The organism is Sphingomonas lycopersici, from assembly GCF_026130605.1.
Lineage (GTDB): Bacteria > Pseudomonadota > Alphaproteobacteria > Sphingomonadales > Sphingomonadaceae > Sphingomonas > Sphingomonas lycopersici.
This window is the reverse complement of record NZ_JANFAU010000004.1, coordinates 36148-51637: the sequence shown is the minus strand read 5'-3', so window position 1 is coordinate 51637 and position 15490 is coordinate 36148. Positions and strand designations below refer to the sequence as shown.

14 protein-coding genes are annotated in these 15490 nt (G+C 66.5%); 4 read left to right on the top strand and 10 right to left on the bottom strand.

The window, feature by feature from the left end; genetic code table 11:
- Position 1 precedes the first annotated feature (1 nt).
- The 8 genes from NED98_RS09735 to creD form a co-directional block, all read right to left on the bottom strand.
- Positions 2-2971, bottom strand: a complete 2970-nt coding sequence (locus NED98_RS09735; RefSeq protein WP_265312850.1) for a 2-oxoglutarate dehydrogenase E1 component — start codon at positions 2969-2971, stop codon at positions 2-4.
- A gap of 76 nt (positions 2972-3047) precedes the next feature.
- Entirely contained in the window at positions 3048-3938 is an 891-nt protein-coding gene (gene sucD / locus NED98_RS09730; RefSeq protein ID WP_179511380.1) for a succinate--CoA ligase subunit alpha, read from the bottom strand.
- A gap of 74 nt (positions 3939-4012) precedes the next feature.
- Positions 4013-4303: a GIY-YIG nuclease family protein gene (locus NED98_RS09725; protein ID WP_265312849.1), complete on the bottom strand. Its 291-nt coding sequence runs from the start codon at positions 4301-4303 to the stop codon at positions 4013-4015.
- Positions 4304-4449: 146 nt separating this feature from the next.
- The gene (mdh, locus tag NED98_RS09720) at positions 4450-5412 is read right to left on the bottom strand and encodes a malate dehydrogenase (RefSeq protein ID WP_179511381.1); all 963 of its coding nucleotides are present in this window, start codon (positions 5410-5412) and stop codon (positions 4450-4452) included.
- Between the two features lie 268 nt (positions 5413-5680).
- Complete coding sequence (gene zapE, locus NED98_RS09715; RefSeq protein ID WP_179513609.1) at positions 5681-6772, bottom strand: cell division protein ZapE; 1092 nt, start codon at positions 6770-6772, stop codon at positions 5681-5683.
- A gap of 130 nt (positions 6773-6902) precedes the next feature.
- Entirely contained in the window at positions 6903-7364 is a 462-nt protein-coding gene (locus NED98_RS09710) for a PaaI family thioesterase (protein ID WP_179511382.1), read from the bottom strand.
- Between the two features lie 19 nt (positions 7365-7383).
- Positions 7384-8166, bottom strand: a complete 783-nt coding sequence (locus NED98_RS09705) for a succinate dehydrogenase iron-sulfur subunit (protein WP_284699032.1) — start codon at positions 8164-8166, stop codon at positions 7384-7386.
- Positions 8167-8180: 14 nt separating this feature from the next.
- On the bottom strand, positions 8181-9566 hold the full coding sequence (creD, locus tag NED98_RS09700) for a cell envelope integrity protein CreD (protein WP_265312848.1): 1386 nt from the start codon (positions 9564-9566) through the stop codon (positions 8181-8183).
- Between the two features lie 154 nt (positions 9567-9720).
- Here creD and NED98_RS09695 point away from each other — a divergent pair, with 154 nt between their 5' ends.
- Entirely contained in the window at positions 9721-10221 is a 501-nt protein-coding gene (locus NED98_RS09695) for a hypothetical protein (protein WP_179511384.1), read from the top strand.
- Positions 10222-10232: 11 nt separating this feature from the next.
- Here the strand turns inward: NED98_RS09695 and ubiA are convergent, their stop codons facing one another.
- Positions 10233-11156 (bottom strand): 4-hydroxybenzoate octaprenyltransferase, encoded by a 924-nt coding sequence (gene ubiA / locus NED98_RS09690; RefSeq protein ID WP_265312847.1) that lies wholly within the window; start codon positions 11154-11156, stop codon positions 10233-10235.
- 209 nt (positions 11157-11365) lie between these two features.
- Between ubiA and NED98_RS09685 the strand changes: the two genes are divergently transcribed.
- The 3 genes from NED98_RS09685 to NED98_RS09675 all read left to right on the top strand — a co-directional run bounded on the left by NED98_RS09685 (position 11366) and on the right by NED98_RS09675 (position 14170).
- Positions 11366-11779, top strand: a complete 414-nt coding sequence (locus NED98_RS09685) for a DUF2147 domain-containing protein (RefSeq protein ID WP_179511386.1) — start codon at positions 11366-11368, stop codon at positions 11777-11779.
- Positions 11780-11936: 157 nt separating this feature from the next.
- Positions 11937-12671, top strand: a complete 735-nt coding sequence (locus tag NED98_RS09680; protein WP_179511387.1) for a 16S rRNA (uracil(1498)-N(3))-methyltransferase — start codon at positions 11937-11939, stop codon at positions 12669-12671.
- Positions 12672-12796: 125 nt separating this feature from the next.
- Positions 12797-14170, top strand: a complete 1374-nt coding sequence (locus NED98_RS09675; protein WP_179511388.1) for a glutamate--cysteine ligase — start codon at positions 12797-12799, stop codon at positions 14168-14170.
- On the opposite strand, the gene NED98_RS09670 is transcribed toward NED98_RS09675, so the two are convergent.
- Positions 14167-15444 carry a methyltransferase family protein gene (locus tag NED98_RS09670; protein WP_265312846.1) on the bottom strand — a complete coding sequence of 426 codons (1278 nt, stop codon included), beginning with the start codon at positions 15442-15444 and terminating at the stop codon, positions 14167-14169. The genes NED98_RS09675 and NED98_RS09670 overlap by 4 nt on opposite strands.
- Between the last annotated feature and the right edge of the window lie 46 nt (positions 15445-15490).

Below are 15490 nucleotides of genomic sequence, written 5' to 3'. Positions count from 1 at the left end.
GTCACGCGCCGGCCTTGCCGGCCTTTTTCGCCGTGCCGCTTTCGCGGGTACGGCGGATTTCCTCACGCACATTATGGCCCAGCGCATCGGCGACAAGGGCGCCCTGCTCGGCCTGGTGGCGCTTCATCAGCCCGGTCGCCGGCGATGCCGCGGCGGCGCGGCCGGCGTAGCGCGGGCGCTTCACCGGGCAGTTCGCCTTGATCAGCGCCTGCTCGATGAAGGGTTCGACGAAGAACCAATAGCCGTTGTTGCGCGGCTCTTCCTGCGCCCAGATCACTTCCTCGAGATTGGGCATCCGCGCGAGGCGGACGGCCAGCGGCTCGCCGGGGAAAGGATAGAGCTGCTCGACGCGGACGATCTGCGTATGCTTGTCGCCCGCCGCATCGCGCGCCTCGATCAGGTCGTAGGCGACCTTGCCGGTGCACAGCACGAGCCGCTTGGTATCCGCATCGGCCGGCGCCGAGGGATCGGAGAGCAGACGGCGGAAGTGGCTGTCGCCCTGGAAGTCCGCCGCGCTCGACACCGCCATCTTGTGCCGCAGCAGCGACTTCGGCGTGAAGATGATCAGCGGTTTGCGGAACGGGCGATGCATCTGCCGGCGCAGCAGGTGGAAATAGTTCGCCGGCGTGGTGCAATTGGCGACCTGCATATTATCGCCCGCGCACAGCTGGAGGAAACGCTCCGGCCGCGCCGAGCTATGCTCCGGCCCCTGGCCCTCGTAACCGTGCGGCAGCAGCATCACGAGGCCGTTGGCGCGCAGCCACTTGGCCTCGCCCGCGGCGATGAACTGGTCGATCATGATCTGCGCGCCGTTGGCGAAGTCGCCGAACTGCGCCTCCCACAGCACGAGCGTCTTGGGATCGGCGAGCGCATAGCCGTATTCGAACCCGAGCACGCCATATTCGCTCAGCGGGCTGTCGAGCACCTCGAAATTGCCGTGTTCGACATTGGCGAGCGGCACGTACTTATGCTCGTCATTCTGGTCGACCCACACCGCGTGGCGTTGCGAGAAGGTGCCGCGGCCCGAATCCTGCCCCGAGAGGCGGACGCCATAGCCTTCCGACAGGAGCGAGCCGTAGGCCAGCGCCTCGCCGGTCGCCCAGTCGAAGCCCTCGCCGGTGCGGAACATCTCGCGCTTGGCGTCGATCACGCGTGCCAGCGTCTTGTGGATCGAGATCGAGTCGGGAACCGTGGTGAGTAGCCGGCCGATCGCGTCGAACAATTTGGGTTCGATGCCGGTATCGACGCTGCGCCGCGCGGTTTCGGGATCGGCCGGGATCGAGAGACCCGACCAGCGCCCGGCGAACCAATCCGCCTTGTTGGGCTTGTAGCTCGCGCCCGCCTCGAACTCGCCTTCGAGCAGGGTGGTGAACTGCTGGCTGGTCGTATCGATCCACGCCTGATCGACGACCTTCTCGGCGATCAGCCGCTGGCCGTAGATCTCGCTGACCGGCGCGTGGCTGCGGATCGCCTTGTACATCAGCGGCTGGGTGAAGCTCGGCTCGTCGCCCTCGTTATGCCCGAAGCGGCGATAGCACCACATGTCGATCACGACGTCGCGGTGGAACTTCTGGCGATATTCGATCGCCATCTTGCACGCGAAGGTAACCGCCTCGGGATCGTCGCCGTTCACATGGAAGATCGGCGCCTGCACCCCCTTCGCCACATCCGACGGATAGGGCGAGGAGCGCGCGAATTGCGGGCTGGTGGTGAAGCCGATCTGGTTGTTGATGACGAAATGGATGCAGCCGCCGGTATTGTACCCACGGATGCCCGAGAAGCCGAGGCATTCCCACACGATGCCTTGCCCGGCGAACGCCGCGTCGCCGTGGATCAGCACCGGCAGCGAATGCGAATGCTCGGTGAGGTCGTTCGCGATCGTCTGGATCGCGCGGGTCTTGCCCAGCACCACCGGGTCCGCCGCCTCGAGGTGCGACGGGTTGGCGACGAGCGACATATGCACCTTGTGCCCGTCGAACTCGCGGTCGGTGGAGGTGCCGAGGTGATATTTGACGTCGCCCGAACCGCCGATGTCATCGGGGTTGGCCGAGCCGCCGGCGAATTCGTGGAAGATCACGCGGAGCGGCTTGGCCATCACATTGGCGAGCACGTTGAGCCGGCCGCGGTGCGCCATGCCGATGACGATCTCGTTGACGCCCATCTGGCCGCCGTACTTGATCACGCTCTCCAGCGCGGGGATCATCGATTCGCCGCCGTCGAGCCCGAAGCGCTTCGTGCCGACATATTTGCGGCCGAGGAACTTCTCCCACTGCTCGGCCTCGATCACCTTGGTGAGGATGGCCTTCTTGCCGGCGTCGGTGAATTCGATCGCCTTGTCCTTGCCCTCCATCCGATCCTGGAGGAAGCGACGCTCCTCCACGTCGGCGATGTGCATATATTCGAGGCCGACATTGCCGCAGTAATTGGCGCGCAGGATGTCGACGATCTCGCGTACCGTCGCCCATTGCAGCCCCAACGTGCCGCCGAGATAGATCGGGCGATCGAGATCGGCGTCGGAGAAGCCGTGATATTCGGTCGTGAGATCGGCCGGCAGTTCGCGCAGCCCGGAGAGGCCGAGCGGATCGAGATTGGAGGCGAGGTGGCCGCGCACGCGATAGGTGCGGATCAGCATCTGCGCGCGGATCGCATCGGCGGCGGCCTTGACCACCGCGTCCTGATCGGGGGCGGGGGCCGCGGCCGCCGGGGCGGGTTTGCCACCCTTCGCCGGCTTGGGCGCGGGCTCCATCTGCGTCGGATCGAGCGCCGCGGTGAGGTCGTCGGTCGAGGTCAGCGGCCAGCGGGCATTTTCCCACGACGGCCCGGACGTCGCGCCCTCCAGCCCCTCGAAGAAGGCGCGCCAGCCCGGCTCGACGCTGTCGGGCGATGCCTTGTAGCGCGCATAGAGCGCATCGATGAACGCCGGCGAGACGCCGCCTGCGATATCCGCGAAATCCTGGCCTTCGTAGCCCATGACGCTTTGTCCTCGGGCATCCTGGGGAGAGATGCCGTTGTCGCCCCGGAAGCAACATGCCCCCGGGGCGGAATGATCAACCCTTCAACACTTCGAGCAAGGTCGAGCCGAGCTCGCTCGGGCTCGCCGCGACCTTGATCCCGGCGGCTTCCATCGCCGCGATCTTGTCCTCGGCGCCGCCCTGGCCGCCCGACACGATCGCGCCGGCGTGACCCATGCGACGGCCCGGCGGCGCCGTGCGCCCGGCGATGAACCCGGCCATCGGCTTCTTGCGCCCGCGCTTGGCCTCGTCCTTGAGGAACTGCGCCGCTTCTTCCTCGGCGGAGCCGCCGATCTCGCCGATCATGATGATCGACTGGGTCGCCTCGTCGGCGAGGAACAGTTCGAGCACGTCGATGAAGTTGGTGCCGTTGACCGGATCGCCGCCGATGCCGACCGCGGTGGTCTGGCCGAGCCCGGCGTTCGAGGTCTGGAACACCGCCTCATAGGTCAGCGTGCCGGAGCGCGAGACGACGCCGACCGAACCTTCGCGGAAGATATTGCCCGGCATGATGCCGATCTTGCACTGGTTCGGGGTCAGCACGCCCGGGCAGTTCGGCCCGATCAGCCGCGACTTGGAGCCGGAGAGCGCGCGCTTCACCTTGACCATGTCGAGCACCGGAATCCCTTCGGTGATGCACACGATCAGCGGCACTTCGGCGTCGATCGCCTCGAGGATCGAATCGGCCGCGAAGGGCGGCGGGACATAGATCACGCTGGCATCGGCGCCGGTCTTGGCGACCGCCTCGGCGACGGTGTCGAAGTTCGGCAGCCCGAGCTCCTCATGCACCGTGCCACCCTTGCCCGGCGTCACGCCGCCGACCATCTGCGTGCCGTAATCGAGCGCGGCCTTCGTGTGGAAGGTGCCCGTCTTGCCGGTCATCCCCTGGGTGATGACCTTGGTGTTCCTGTCGACGAGAATGCTCATGCGGGTTCTCAACTCCTTGTGTCCCCGCGGAGGCGGGGACCCAGCCTGTGCTCCCACCGGGAGCACATTGCCGATCAAAACAACGACTCGAACAGATCGTCCCAGCCGGGGTTCATTCGCTCAATCTCCGCCAGCTTCCACTGGCGGTTCCACTTCTTCATGCGAAGCTCGCGTAAGCGGGCCTCGTCGAGGTCGTCATACGCTTCGTACCAGACGAGACGGTGACAACCATATTCCTTCGTGAAGCCGTCGATCAGCCCGTTGCGGTGCTGATAAGCGCGGGCGGCGAGATCCGAGGTGACACCGATATAGATGGTGCCGGCGCGACCATTCGCCATGATGTAAACATACCCGCGCTTGTTCATCGGCTCCTTGTAATGTGCCCTCGCGAACGACAGCGTAAAATGTGCTCCCGCGAAGGGCCCTCATCAAAGTATTACTTTGATGGGAACCCAAGGCGGGAACCCAGTCTGTGTCCCCGCCTTCGCGGGGACACAGCTGAGCGCCTATGTCACGCCAGCGAGCTATCGATCGCCTTGCACGCCACGAGCAGTTCCTTGACCGCATCGACCGAGACCTGAAGGTTGGCCTTCGCCTCGTCGCCGAGCTTGACCTCGACCACCTTCTCGACGCCGCCGGCGCCGATGATCACCGGCGCGCCGACGTACAGATCGTCGACGCCATATTCGCCCGACAGATGCGCGGCGGCCGGCAGGATGCGCTTCTGGTCATAGAGATAGGCCTCGGCCATCGCGATGCCGCTGGTCGCCGGGGCGTAATAGGCCGAACCGGTCTTGAGCAAAGCGACGATCTCGCCGCCGCCGCCGCGGGTGCGCTTGACGATCTCGTCAACCTTTTCCTTGGTCGAGAAGCCCATCGCGATCAGATCGCTGACCGGGATGCCGCTGACCGTGCTATACTCCAGCACCGGCACCATCGTGTCGCCGTGGCCGCCGAGCACGAAGGTGTTCACGTCCTTGACCGAGACGTTGAATTCCTCGGCGAGGAAGTGGCTGAAGCGCGCCGAGTCGAGCACGCCGGCCATGCCCACGACCTTGTTGGTCGGCAGGCCGGAGAATTCGCGCAGCGCCCAGACCATCGCGTCGAGCGGGTTGGTGATGCAGATGACGAACGCGTCGGGCGCGTTGTTCTTGATGCCTTCGCCGACCGACTTCATCACCTTGAGGTTGATGCCGAGCAGATCGTCGCGGCTCATGCCCGGCTTGCGGGCGACACCGGCGGTGACGATGATCACGTCCGCCCCGGCGATATCCTTGTAATCGTTGGTGCCGATGATCTTGGCATCGAAGCCTTCGACCGGGCCGCATTGCGACAGGTCAAGCGCCTTGCCCTGCGGCACGCCCTCCACCACGTCGAACAGGACGATATCGCCCAAGCCCTTGAGGGCGGCCAAATGCGCGAGCGTACCGCCGATGTTGCCGGCGCCGATCAGCGCGATCTTCTTGCGGGCCATTCCATCCCTTTCACTAGAGGTTGCGACGTGAATGGAAAGGCCGCCTACGCCTATCCGTCACCCGGGGCAACCCGTTAAAGCAGGAAGGTTAAGGTTTTTATTGCGAGTGTTTTGCAATATCAACAACGAGGGGCGCGCTGAGTGTTCGTCGTCATTCCCGCGCAGGCGGGAATCCATTCTGGCTGCCCTCGCGACTCTTTCCCCGACCTGCGCGAATGGATTCCCGCCTGCGCGGGAATGACGGGGGAGAGGGGCCGCGCCGGACCTGTCAGGCGCCGTGGCCGGCGGCGAGATATTCCTCCGAGCGCATTTCCTCCAGCCGGCTGACGGTGCGCTGGAACTCGAAGCGGCCGTCGCCCGTCGGATAGAGCGCGTCGGGCTGGGCATCGGCGGCGGCGAGCAATTTGACCTTATGCTCGTAGAGCGCGTCGATCAGGCTGACGAAGCGCGCCGCCTCATTGCGGTTCTCCGGCCCGAGGATTGGAATACCGACGAGGATGATCGTATGGTAACGCCTTGCGATCGCGAGGTAATCGGCGCTGCCGCGGGCTTCGGCGCAGAGCCGCTTGAAGCTGAACACCGCGACGCCCTTGAGCGATTTGGGGACGTGCAGGGTGCGACCCTGGACGATGATATCCTCGCTCGGGACGTGATCGCGATCCTCGGGCGGATAATCGGTCAGGCGGAAGAAGGCGGCGGAGAGTTCGGCGGTCGCCTTGGGGCCGTTGGGGACGAGCCAGGTGTCCTGCTGCCCCAGTCGGTCGCGGCGATAATCGACCGGGCCGTTGAGCGCGAGCACGTCGAGCCGCGCCTCGATCAACGCGATGAAGGGCAGGAAATGCTCACGGTTGAGGCCGTTCTTGTAGAGATCGGCCGGCGCGCGGTTCGAGGTGGTGACGACGGTGACGCCCGACTCGATCAACGCGGTGAACAGTCGCGAGAGGATCATCGCATCGGGCGAGTTGGTGACCATCATCTCGTCGAAGGCGAGGAGGCGCGCTTCCTCGGCCAGCGCATTGGCGACGGGGACGATCGGGTCGCCCTGTTCCTTGCGGCGTTCGATCGCGATGCGGCCGTGCACCTCGAGCATGAATTCGCCGAAATGGACCCGCCGCTTCCGCTCGATCGCGACATTGGCGAAGAACAGGTCCATCAGCATCGATTTGCCGCGGCCGACGTCACCCCACAGATACAGGCCGCGCGGCGGGATCGGGCGACGGCGGAACAGCCCCTTGGTACGCGGATGCTCCAGTTCGGCGGCGAGCGCATCGAGCCGACGCGCGCCGACGGCCTGCTCCGCATCGGGGCGGAGCTCGCCGGCGGCGACCAGCGCGTCGTAAGCGGAGAGAACCTTGCCCATCATTCAGCCTTTTGCGGTAATTGGGATCACCCACCCTCCGGTCGCCCTGAGCTTGTCGAAGGGCGGCCCGAACGCTCGGGCGACAGGACGCCCTTCGACAAGCTCAGGGCGAACGGGGAGGCGCAAGAAATCAGTTTCGCGGCGCCGACGGTTTCCTGATCGTGCCGGAAAATTCCGCCACCACCTCGCGATCGCCCTGCAACACCACACCGCGCAGGAACAGCAGCCGCCCGGTTTCGCGCAGCAGCTCGACCTCGGCCTCCAGCGGCTCGCCGATCCGGCCGCCGCCGATGAAATGCGTGTTGAGATCGAGCGTCACCGCGGTGCCCGCGGTGATCAGCCCGAAGCTGCGCGCCGCGGCGAACAGCGAAACGTCGATGAAGCCGAGCATCGCCCCGCCATGGACGACATTGGCGAGGTTCGAATGCCGCCGCTCGGGCGTCATCCGCACGCGCGCGCGGCCGCCATCGCGGCGCACGATCATCTCGCCGAGAAACGCGGTGTAGCGCGTCTCGTCCTTGAACCCCCATTTCATCCAGCCGGGATGATCGGGATGTTCCTCGTAGAGAAATTCGGGCTTGGGCTCGGTCATCGAAGCGGGGGACGAGCGCTCAGACGAGCCGCTCGACCTCCATCTTCTTGATCTCGGCGATCGCCTTGGCCGGGGAAAGGCCCTTGGGGCAGGCGTTGGCGCAGTTCATGATCGTGTGGCAGCGATAGAGCCGGAAGGGATCCTCCAGCGCGTCGAGCCGCTCGCCGGTCATCTCGTCGCGGCTGTCGGCCAGCCAGCGATAGGCCTGGAGCAGGATCGCCGGGCCGAGGAACTTGTCCGAATTCCACCAATAGCTCGGGCAGGAGGTGGAGCAGCAGGCGCACAGGATGCACTCGTAAAGCCCGTCGAGCTTGTTGCGATCCTCGGGCGACTGCAGCCGCTCCTTGCCCGCGGGGGGCGGGGTCACCGTCTGCAGCCACGGCTTGATCGAGGCATATTGCGCGTAGAAATGCGTGAAATCGGGGACGAGATCCTTGATCACCTCCATCGCCGGCAGCGGGGTGATCTTCACTTCACCCTTCACGTCTTCGATCGCCGTCGTGCAGGCGAGACCGTTCTTGCCGTCGATGTTCATCGAGCACGAGCCGCAGATGCCCTCGCGGCACGAACGGCGGAAGGTGAGCGACGAATCCTGCTCCGCCTTGATCTTGATCAAGGCGTCGAGCACCATCGGGCCGCATTCGTCGAGATTGATCTCGAACGTGTCGTAGCGCGGGTTCTCGCCCGAGTCGGGATCGTAACGATAGATTTTGAAGTTCCGCATCTTGCCCCCGGGCTGGGGCGAGGGGATTTTCCGTCCGCCCTTGATCTTGCTGTTCGCGGGCAAGGTGAATTCGGCCATCGTTTTTTCCCGATTCAGTCGGTTGCGGTCGCGGAGCGGAGGCCGCTCCAGTCGATTTTGCGCGTCAGGTACATGATGCCGGCCAGCGCCGCAAACAGGAGAATCGCGCCGATCAACAATGAATAAGCCTCGAGGCTCAGCAGGACGTAGAGAATCGCGTAGAGCGCGATGAGCAGCGCGGCGATATAGCCCGCGCGCTGCCAGCTTCTCAGCACCGCGGCCGAATAAGCGGTGAGCAGCCCGACGATCGCCGCCGCGGCGAGGATATAGGCGAGCGCGAAGCCGATCACCTCGGCGAAGGCGAGCAGCATCACGAAGAACAGCACCAGCCCCGCGCCGACCAGCAGATATTCTGCGGTCGCGACGCGCACTCCGGCGATCACGTCGAACATCAGAAAGGCCATGAAGGTGAAGCCGATGAACAGGAAGCCGTATTTCACCGAGCGATTGACCTGGCTGTAGAGATCGACGGGGGAAATCAGATCGACTCGCGCCTCGTAATCGCCCGCCTGCTGCGACGTATCGTATCGATCGCCGACCGGGGTTTCGCGGGTATCGGGCGCCGATTCGCCCGCCGAGACGAGCGTGCGGCCGAGCGCGAGATTGCCGACACGCCAGGTGGCGTTGAAGCCGTTGGCCGAAACCTGCTGCGCGGTCGGCAGGAAGCCGCCCTGGAAGCTGGGGTGCGGCCATTTCGAGGTGACCGTCCAACGGGTGTCGCCCGCCTGCGGGGCGAGCGCGATCCAGCCGTTGCCGCGGAAGGTGAAGCGGAAGCTCGCGGCGATCGCGCGCGTGCGCAGCGGGGAGGCATCCAGCCAGGTGAAGAAGCCCGCGCCCCCGGTGGCCGCCGATCCCTTGCCGGGTTGCAGCCCGAGCCTGACCCCGTCGACCGTCACCGCTGGCGGCGCGCCGTAAAGCCCGCGCGCGTCGCGCAGGCCGAAGCGGAGTTCGGCGCGGTCGAAGAATAGCCGATCCTGTGTGATGCCGAAGCGCGCGAGGTCCGCCGGGAGGACGAAACGCGCGGTGCCGCTCGCCGCCGCCTCGAACAGGACGGCTTCGTAGATCGACCGGCGTCGGCGCTCGGGCGTCAGGTCGGTACGGAGGTCAGCCTGTTCGGGCGCGAGCGTCAGCTCGCGCCACACCGTCTGTGTCTTGGCGACCTGCTTGCCACCTTCGCTGACGGTTTCGGTCGTCTGCTCCTGATAGGGGATGACGAGCACGGGGCCGGCGATCGTCTGCGGGCCGCCCCAGCCTTCCGCGATCGAGGCGCGCGCGACCTGAGACTGCGATTGCCGATCGTAGACCAGGAGGTAGACCGCGAAGAGGGGGATGGCGAGCAACGCGCCGATCAGCACGGCGATCAACAGCTTTTTGCCGGGAGTCCGCTCGTCTACCGCCATGTCACGTCCTTTCGCCGACGAAGCGAGGCAAATTAGCGGTGAAATGAGACCGCGGCAATGCGCGCCGGTTCATGAAGTCAACGCAGAATGGATCGCACGCCCTCTCGCTGCGTTAGATTGTGGCAGAGGGCTGATTGGAAGGGAAGGTTCAACGATGCATGTCGCCGGTATCGCCGTGATGATTGCCGCCGTGCTGCTGCCGGCCGGCGCGATCGCGCAGGAAGTGCGCGAGGCGCAGGACAATAAGCAGGATTCGACGCTGTCCGAAGCCGGCAAGATCGCGGCGCGCCCGGTGCATGACGTGGGGCTGGCCAACAAGAAGGTCCCGCCGGTGCTGCTCAACGCCGAGGACGCGCCCTATAGCACCAGCGGCACCGCCTCATGCGCGCAGATCGCCGGCAGGCTGCGCGATCTCGACAAGGTGCTCGGCCCCGATTTCGACGTGCCGTCGGAGGACAAGGGCACCCGCACCGGTCAGATCGCCAAGATCGCCGGCGAGACCGCGATCGATACGATCATCCCGTTCCGCGGGCTGGTACGCGAAGTGAGCGGCGCCGCGGCGGCGCAGCGCCGGATGCAATCGGCCACCTATGCCGGGCTCGCGCGGCGCGGCTATCTGCGTGGGGTCGCGCGTGCGAAGGGGTGCAAGCGGTAGGTTTTGGCGATCTACAGCCGCGTCCCGACCACCGCGCAGGCAAGGAACATCAGCAGCCCGGCGAACCGGTTCGAGCGGAAACGCGCGAGCGCGCCCGCGCCGTCGTCGGGATCGAGCGTCGCGATCTGCCACATCAGATGCGCCGCGATCGGCAGCAGCGCGGCGAGCGACAGCGGATCGGGGCGTACCAGCCAGAAGGCGCCGCCCCACAATAGCAGCGCCGCGACATAAAAGCCGCCGACCCCCGGCACCACCGATTTGCCCATCCGCAACGCCGACGAGCGGATGCCGATCAGCGCATCGTCCTCGCGATCCTGCAGCGCGTAAATCGTGTCATAGCCGATCACCCAGCAGATCGACCCGGCGTAGAGCAGCAGTCCGGGAATCGCGATCCACCCCCAGGTCTCGTTCCACCCGACCAGCGCCGCCCAGGAAAAGACCAGCCCCAGCCACGCCTGCGGCCACCAGGTGATCTTCTTCATGAACGGATAGGCGGCGACCAGCGCGAGGCTGGCGACCGCGACGATCGCGGTATCGACGCGCAGCTGGAGCAGCACGACCAGCCCGACGAGGCTGAGCATGCCGAGCCATATCCAGGCGGCGGTAAGCGATACCGCGCCGCTGGCGAGCGGGCGCGAGCGGGTGCGCGCGACGCTGGCGTCGAGCTTGCGGTCGACGATATCGTTATAGACGCAGCCCGCGCCGCGCATCGCGATGCTGCCCGCGAGCAGCCACAGGATCAGCGGCCAGCGCTCGATCGTGCCGCCGGCGAGTGCCACCGCCCAGGCGCCGGGCCAGAACAGCAGCCACCAGCCGATCGGCCGATCGAACCGCGCGAGCAGGGCGAAGTTGCGCAGGCGGAGCGGCAGCGCGGCGACGATGCCGCGATGCTCGCTGTCGGGGACGATATCCGGGGCGTTGCTCACGCCGGCCATCCTATCCGCCTCGTCACGCTTCCGCCACAGCCGGTTCGTAGATATCAGTGGCTTGTGGTTCAGTTGAAGATACCGACGAAACCCCTCGTCATTCCCGCGCAGGCGGGGATCCATTGACGCTGGTCTCGCGATAGGGCCGCAACCTCAGCGTCAATGGATCCCCGCCTGCGCGGGAATGACGAGAGACGGGAGCGAAGGGAGTAGAGTATATGCGTATGTCTCCGATGCCGATCGCGATGCTGGCCGCTCTCGTCGCGATCGCCGGCCCCGCGGCGGCGCAGAACGGACCGGCGCTCGCCGGCATCTGGCGCAACGACGCCGACAGCGTGCGCATCCGTATCGCGCCGTGCGGACAGGGGCTGTGCGGCCGGGTCATCGCGGCGAGCGAAAAGGCCAAGGCGGATGCCGCCGCCGGGGGCACCGATCAGTTGGTCGGCACCGAATTGTTCCACGATTTCCGGCGCGAGGACGACGGCCTGTGGTACGGCGAAGTCTATGTGCCGGATATCGACAAGACGTTCGACGGCACGCTCGAACTGGTCAACCGCGACACGATCGTCGGCAAAGGCTGTCTGTTCGCCGGGTTCGGCTGCAAGACGCAAAGCTGGAAGCGCGTCCGCTGATCCATCTGTCGGTAGCGATCGGTCGGTTCGTCGAGGCCCTGTTCTACGCCATCCTGCGGGTGGCGGGGGTGATCACCTTTGGCGTGATCGGGATTGCCATCCTCGCCGTCCTCCTGTTCATGACCGTCAAACGGATGACCGGACGAAACCGCAAATAATGATCGCCACCCCCGCCTGGCCGCCGCGCTCGACCCCGCGCCTCTACGTGCCCGAACCGCTCGCGCCGGGCGCGCGTCGGATCGACGGCGCGGGGGCGCATTATCTCGCCTCGGTGATGCGGCTGAAGGCCGGCGATCCGGTGAAATTGTTCGACGATGCGACCGGCGAGTGGCTGGCGGTGGTGGAGAGCGCCGGGCGCCGCGATGTGACGCTCGACGTACGCGAATTGCTCGCGCCGCGTGAGCGCGTGCCCGATCTGTGGCTGGTCGCCGCGCCGCTCAAGAAGGGGCGGGTCGACTGGATGGCGGAGAAAGCGTGCGAGCTGGGCGTCGCGCGTTTCGTGCCCGTCGTGACGCGGCGCACCGTGGTCGATCGCCCCAATGTCGATCGGCTTCGCGCGCATATGATCGAGGCGGCCGAGCAATGCGGGCGTACCGCGCTGCCCGAGGTGGCCGAGCCGGTGAAGCTCGCCGCGCTGCTGCGCGACTGGCCGGACGGGCGGGCGCTCTATTTCGCCGACGAACAGGGCGGGGCGCCGGCGCGCGCGGCGATGAAGCCCGGCGCGGCGGCGATCCTGATCGGGCCGGAAGGCGGGTTCGACGACGAGGAGCGCGCGGCGATCCGCGCGACGCCGGGGGCGGTGCCGATCTCGCTCGGCCCGCGCATCCTGCGCGCCGATACCGCCGCGGCGGCGGCGGTGGCGGTGTGGATGGCGGCGGCGGGGGACTGGTAGTCGCGGCCTGTTCGACGCGTGACGCAGCACGCAAAAGCGCATGAAATTTCCTAATGTACCGTCCGATAGCTAAACCCGTAACGGTTTCGCTAGCGGAGCCGTTCATCCCCGCGTAAGGCGCGCTTATGACGACCAAGACGGTTTCGGAAAGCAACTCGCCAGTCATCGAGTCGCGCGAGCAACTCATCGCCAGTTTCGCCCGTGGCGAAAAGCCCAAGGAACGGTGGCGGATAGGCACCGAGCATGAGAAATTCGTCTATGCCGTGTCCGATCACCACGCGCCGTCGTGGGACGAGCCGCACGGCATTCGCGCGTTGCTCACCGAGCTCCAGCAATATGGCTGGCGCCCGGTGGAGGAGAACGGCAACCTCATCGCGCTGACCGGGCTCGACGGCAGCGTCAGCCTCGAGCCGGCGGGACAATTCGAGCTTTCCGGCGCGCCGCTCGACAATCTCCACGAGACCTGCGCCGAAACCGGCCGGCATCTGGAGCAGGTGAAGGCCGCGGGCGAGAAGCTCGGCATCGGCTTCCTCGGGCTCGGCATGTGGCCGGACAAGACGCGCGGCGATCTGCCCGTGATGCCCAAGGGGCGCTATGCGATCATGTTGCGGCATATGCCGCGGGTCGGCTCGCTCGGGCTCGACATGATGCTGCGCACCTGCACGATCCAGGTGAACCTCGATTACGCCAGCGAGGCCGATATGGCGCAGAAGTTCCGCGTCGGGCTCGCGCTGCAGCCGCTTGCGACGGCGCTGTTCGCCAATTCGCCGTTCACCGAGGGCAAGCCCAACGGTTATCTCTCCTACCGCAGCCATATCTGGTCGGATACCGATCCGGCGCGGACCGGGATGTTGCCGTTCGTGTTCGAGGACGGCTTCGGTTACGAGCGCTATGCCGAATATATGCTCGATGTGCCGATGTACTTCGTCTACCGCGAAGGGCGCTATATCGACGCCGCCGGGCTGTCATTCCGCGATTTCCTCAAGGGCGAACTACCCGTCCTTCCCGGCGAGCTGCCGACGCTGGAGGATTGGAACGACCATCTCTCCACCGCTTTCCCCGAGGTGCGGCTCAAGACCTTCCTCGAGATGCGCGGGGCGGATGGCGGGCCGTGGAACCGGATCTGCGCGCTGCCGGCCTTTTGGGTCGGGCTGCTCTACGATCAGGCGGCGCTCGACGCGGCCTGGGATGTGGTGAAACATTGGACGATGGAAGAGCGCGAGGCGCTGCGCAGCGCCGCGCCCAAACTCGCGCTCGGCGCGCCGATCCCCGGTGGCGGCACGCTGCGCGATATCGCGGGCGAGGTACTGGAGATCGCCAATGCCGGGCTCGCGGCGCGCGCGCGGCACAATCGCTCGGGGGATAACGAAACTGGCTTCCTCGATCCGCTGCGCGAGATCGTCCGCAGCGGCAAGGTGCCGGCGGAGGTGCTGCTCGAACGCTATAACGGCGCGTGGGGCGGGGACATCTCGCGGGTATACGGCGAAGCGAGCTTCTAGCGCCCCGCGATCCACGCGAAGGCGCGCGGGATCGGGGCGTTGCGCGTCATCCACGCGTCATAGGCGCGATAATCGGGGTCGGCCGAGAGGTGGCGTTCCTCGGTCTTCGCGCGCCAGTAATAGACTGCGCTGACCACGCCGAGCAGCACGGTCGCGCGCGTCGCGTCGACCAGGCTGCCGGTCGACAGCATCGGCAGCGTGGAGAGCCACCAGAACAGGTTCTTCGACAGATAGGCCGGGTGGCGCGACCAGGCATAGGGGCCGTGGGTCAGGATGCCGCGGTTGGTGAGGTTCGAGAAGCGCAGGCCGAACGCCACCGTCGCCCAGGCGTAGATCGCGGTCAGCGCCACCAGCAACGCGCCGACCAGTGCGAGCGCGATCGGATAGCCGGCGAGCCACGCGGTCCAGTCGGCGGTGCCGGGGTGATAGTCGAGCGGGCCGCCGGGGTTCATCAGGATGAACGGGGGATAGCAGATCAGCGCCGCCGTCCAGCCCGCGGCATAAGGGTTCGCGGTGCGGATATGCGCGTCGAGCGGGCGCATCGTGAGAAGATAGCCGACGGTGGCGAAGGCGACGTCGACCACGAACATGAAGGTGATCAGCCAATTGGCCAGCGCCACCGGATCGCGGAGCACCGCCGCCGGGTCGGCGCGGACGAAATCGCCGAACCCCGACGGGACGATCGCGAGCATGAAGGCGAGGAAGAAGCCCTTCACCGCCCAGGAACGCAGGTGGTTCCAGATCGCCTCGCGATCCGGCGCGCCTTGCCCGAGCAGCCACGCGCCGAGCGCCCAGGCGCCGTCGCGCGGTTCGACCAGCCGGCGGTCGAGCCAGATCGTGTACGGGATCGACAGCACCAGCAGCGGCGGCGCGGCGCGTTCGAGGCACCACATGGCGAACTGGAAATTGCCCTGCCAGTAGAAGCGCCCGACGGCATAGGCCAGCGTGATCGCCGCCCAGGTTGCCCATAGCCCGGTGAGCTTGACGAGGCTGATGTCGATCGTCGCGCGCAGCGGGCGCCGCATGTGCCAGTCGATCCCGGTCGAGCGGTGGCGGTGCACCTTGTCGACCAGCAGCGACCACAGCACCATTGGCACGCCGCAGGCGGCGACCCCGACCAAAGCGGCATAAGGGCCGTCCATCCCGAAGTGTCGCGCCACCGCGATCCACCCCGCCAGCCCGGCGAGCCCGGCCAGCCCGACGCCGCGCGACACCGCCGAGGCGGGGCGCGGATCGGCGCGATTGGCCGAGGCGAGTGCTGGATCGAGATACATCGCGCCGCCCCTGCCACGCGAATGGTAAGGATCGCGTGAAGGATCA

Coding starts and splice junctions, on each gene's coding strand:
- NED98_RS09735 (WP_265312850.1), bottom strand. CDS start 2,971: ATGGGCTACGAAGGCCAGGATTTCGCGGATATCGCAGGCGGCGTCTCG.
- sucD (WP_179511380.1), bottom strand. CDS start 3,938: ATGAGCATTCTCGTCGACAGGAACACCAAGGTCATCACCCAGGGGATG.
- NED98_RS09725 (WP_265312849.1), bottom strand. CDS start 4,303: ATGAACAAGCGCGGGTATGTTTACATCATGGCGAATGGTCGCGCCGGC.
- mdh (WP_179511381.1), bottom strand. CDS start 5,412: ATGGCCCGCAAGAAGATCGCGCTGATCGGCGCCGGCAACATCGGCGGT.
- zapE (WP_179513609.1), bottom strand. CDS start 6,772: ATGGGCAAGGTTCTCTCCGCTTACGACGCGCTGGTCGCCGCCGGCGAG.
- NED98_RS09710 (WP_179511382.1), bottom strand. CDS start 7,364: ATGACCGAGCCCAAGCCCGAATTTCTCTACGAGGAACATCCCGATCAT.
- NED98_RS09705 (WP_284699032.1), bottom strand. CDS start 8,166: ATGGCCGAATTCACCTTGCCCGCGAACAGCAAGATCAAGGGCGGACGG.
- creD (WP_265312848.1), bottom strand. CDS start 9,566: ATGGCGGTAGACGAGCGGACTCCCGGCAAAAAGCTGTTGATCGCCGTG.
- NED98_RS09695 (WP_179511384.1), top strand. CDS start 9,721: ATGCATGTCGCCGGTATCGCCGTGATGATTGCCGCCGTGCTGCTGCCG.
- ubiA (WP_265312847.1), bottom strand. CDS start 11,156: ATGGCCGGCGTGAGCAACGCCCCGGATATCGTCCCCGACAGCGAGCAT.
- NED98_RS09685 (WP_179511386.1), top strand. CDS start 11,366: ATGCGTATGTCTCCGATGCCGATCGCGATGCTGGCCGCTCTCGTCGCG.
- NED98_RS09680 (WP_179511387.1), top strand. CDS start 11,937: ATGATCGCCACCCCCGCCTGGCCGCCGCGCTCGACCCCGCGCCTCTAC.
- NED98_RS09675 (WP_179511388.1), top strand. CDS start 12,797: ATGACGACCAAGACGGTTTCGGAAAGCAACTCGCCAGTCATCGAGTCG.
- NED98_RS09670 (WP_265312846.1), bottom strand. CDS start 15,444: ATGTATCTCGATCCAGCACTCGCCTCGGCCAATCGCGCCGATCCGCGC.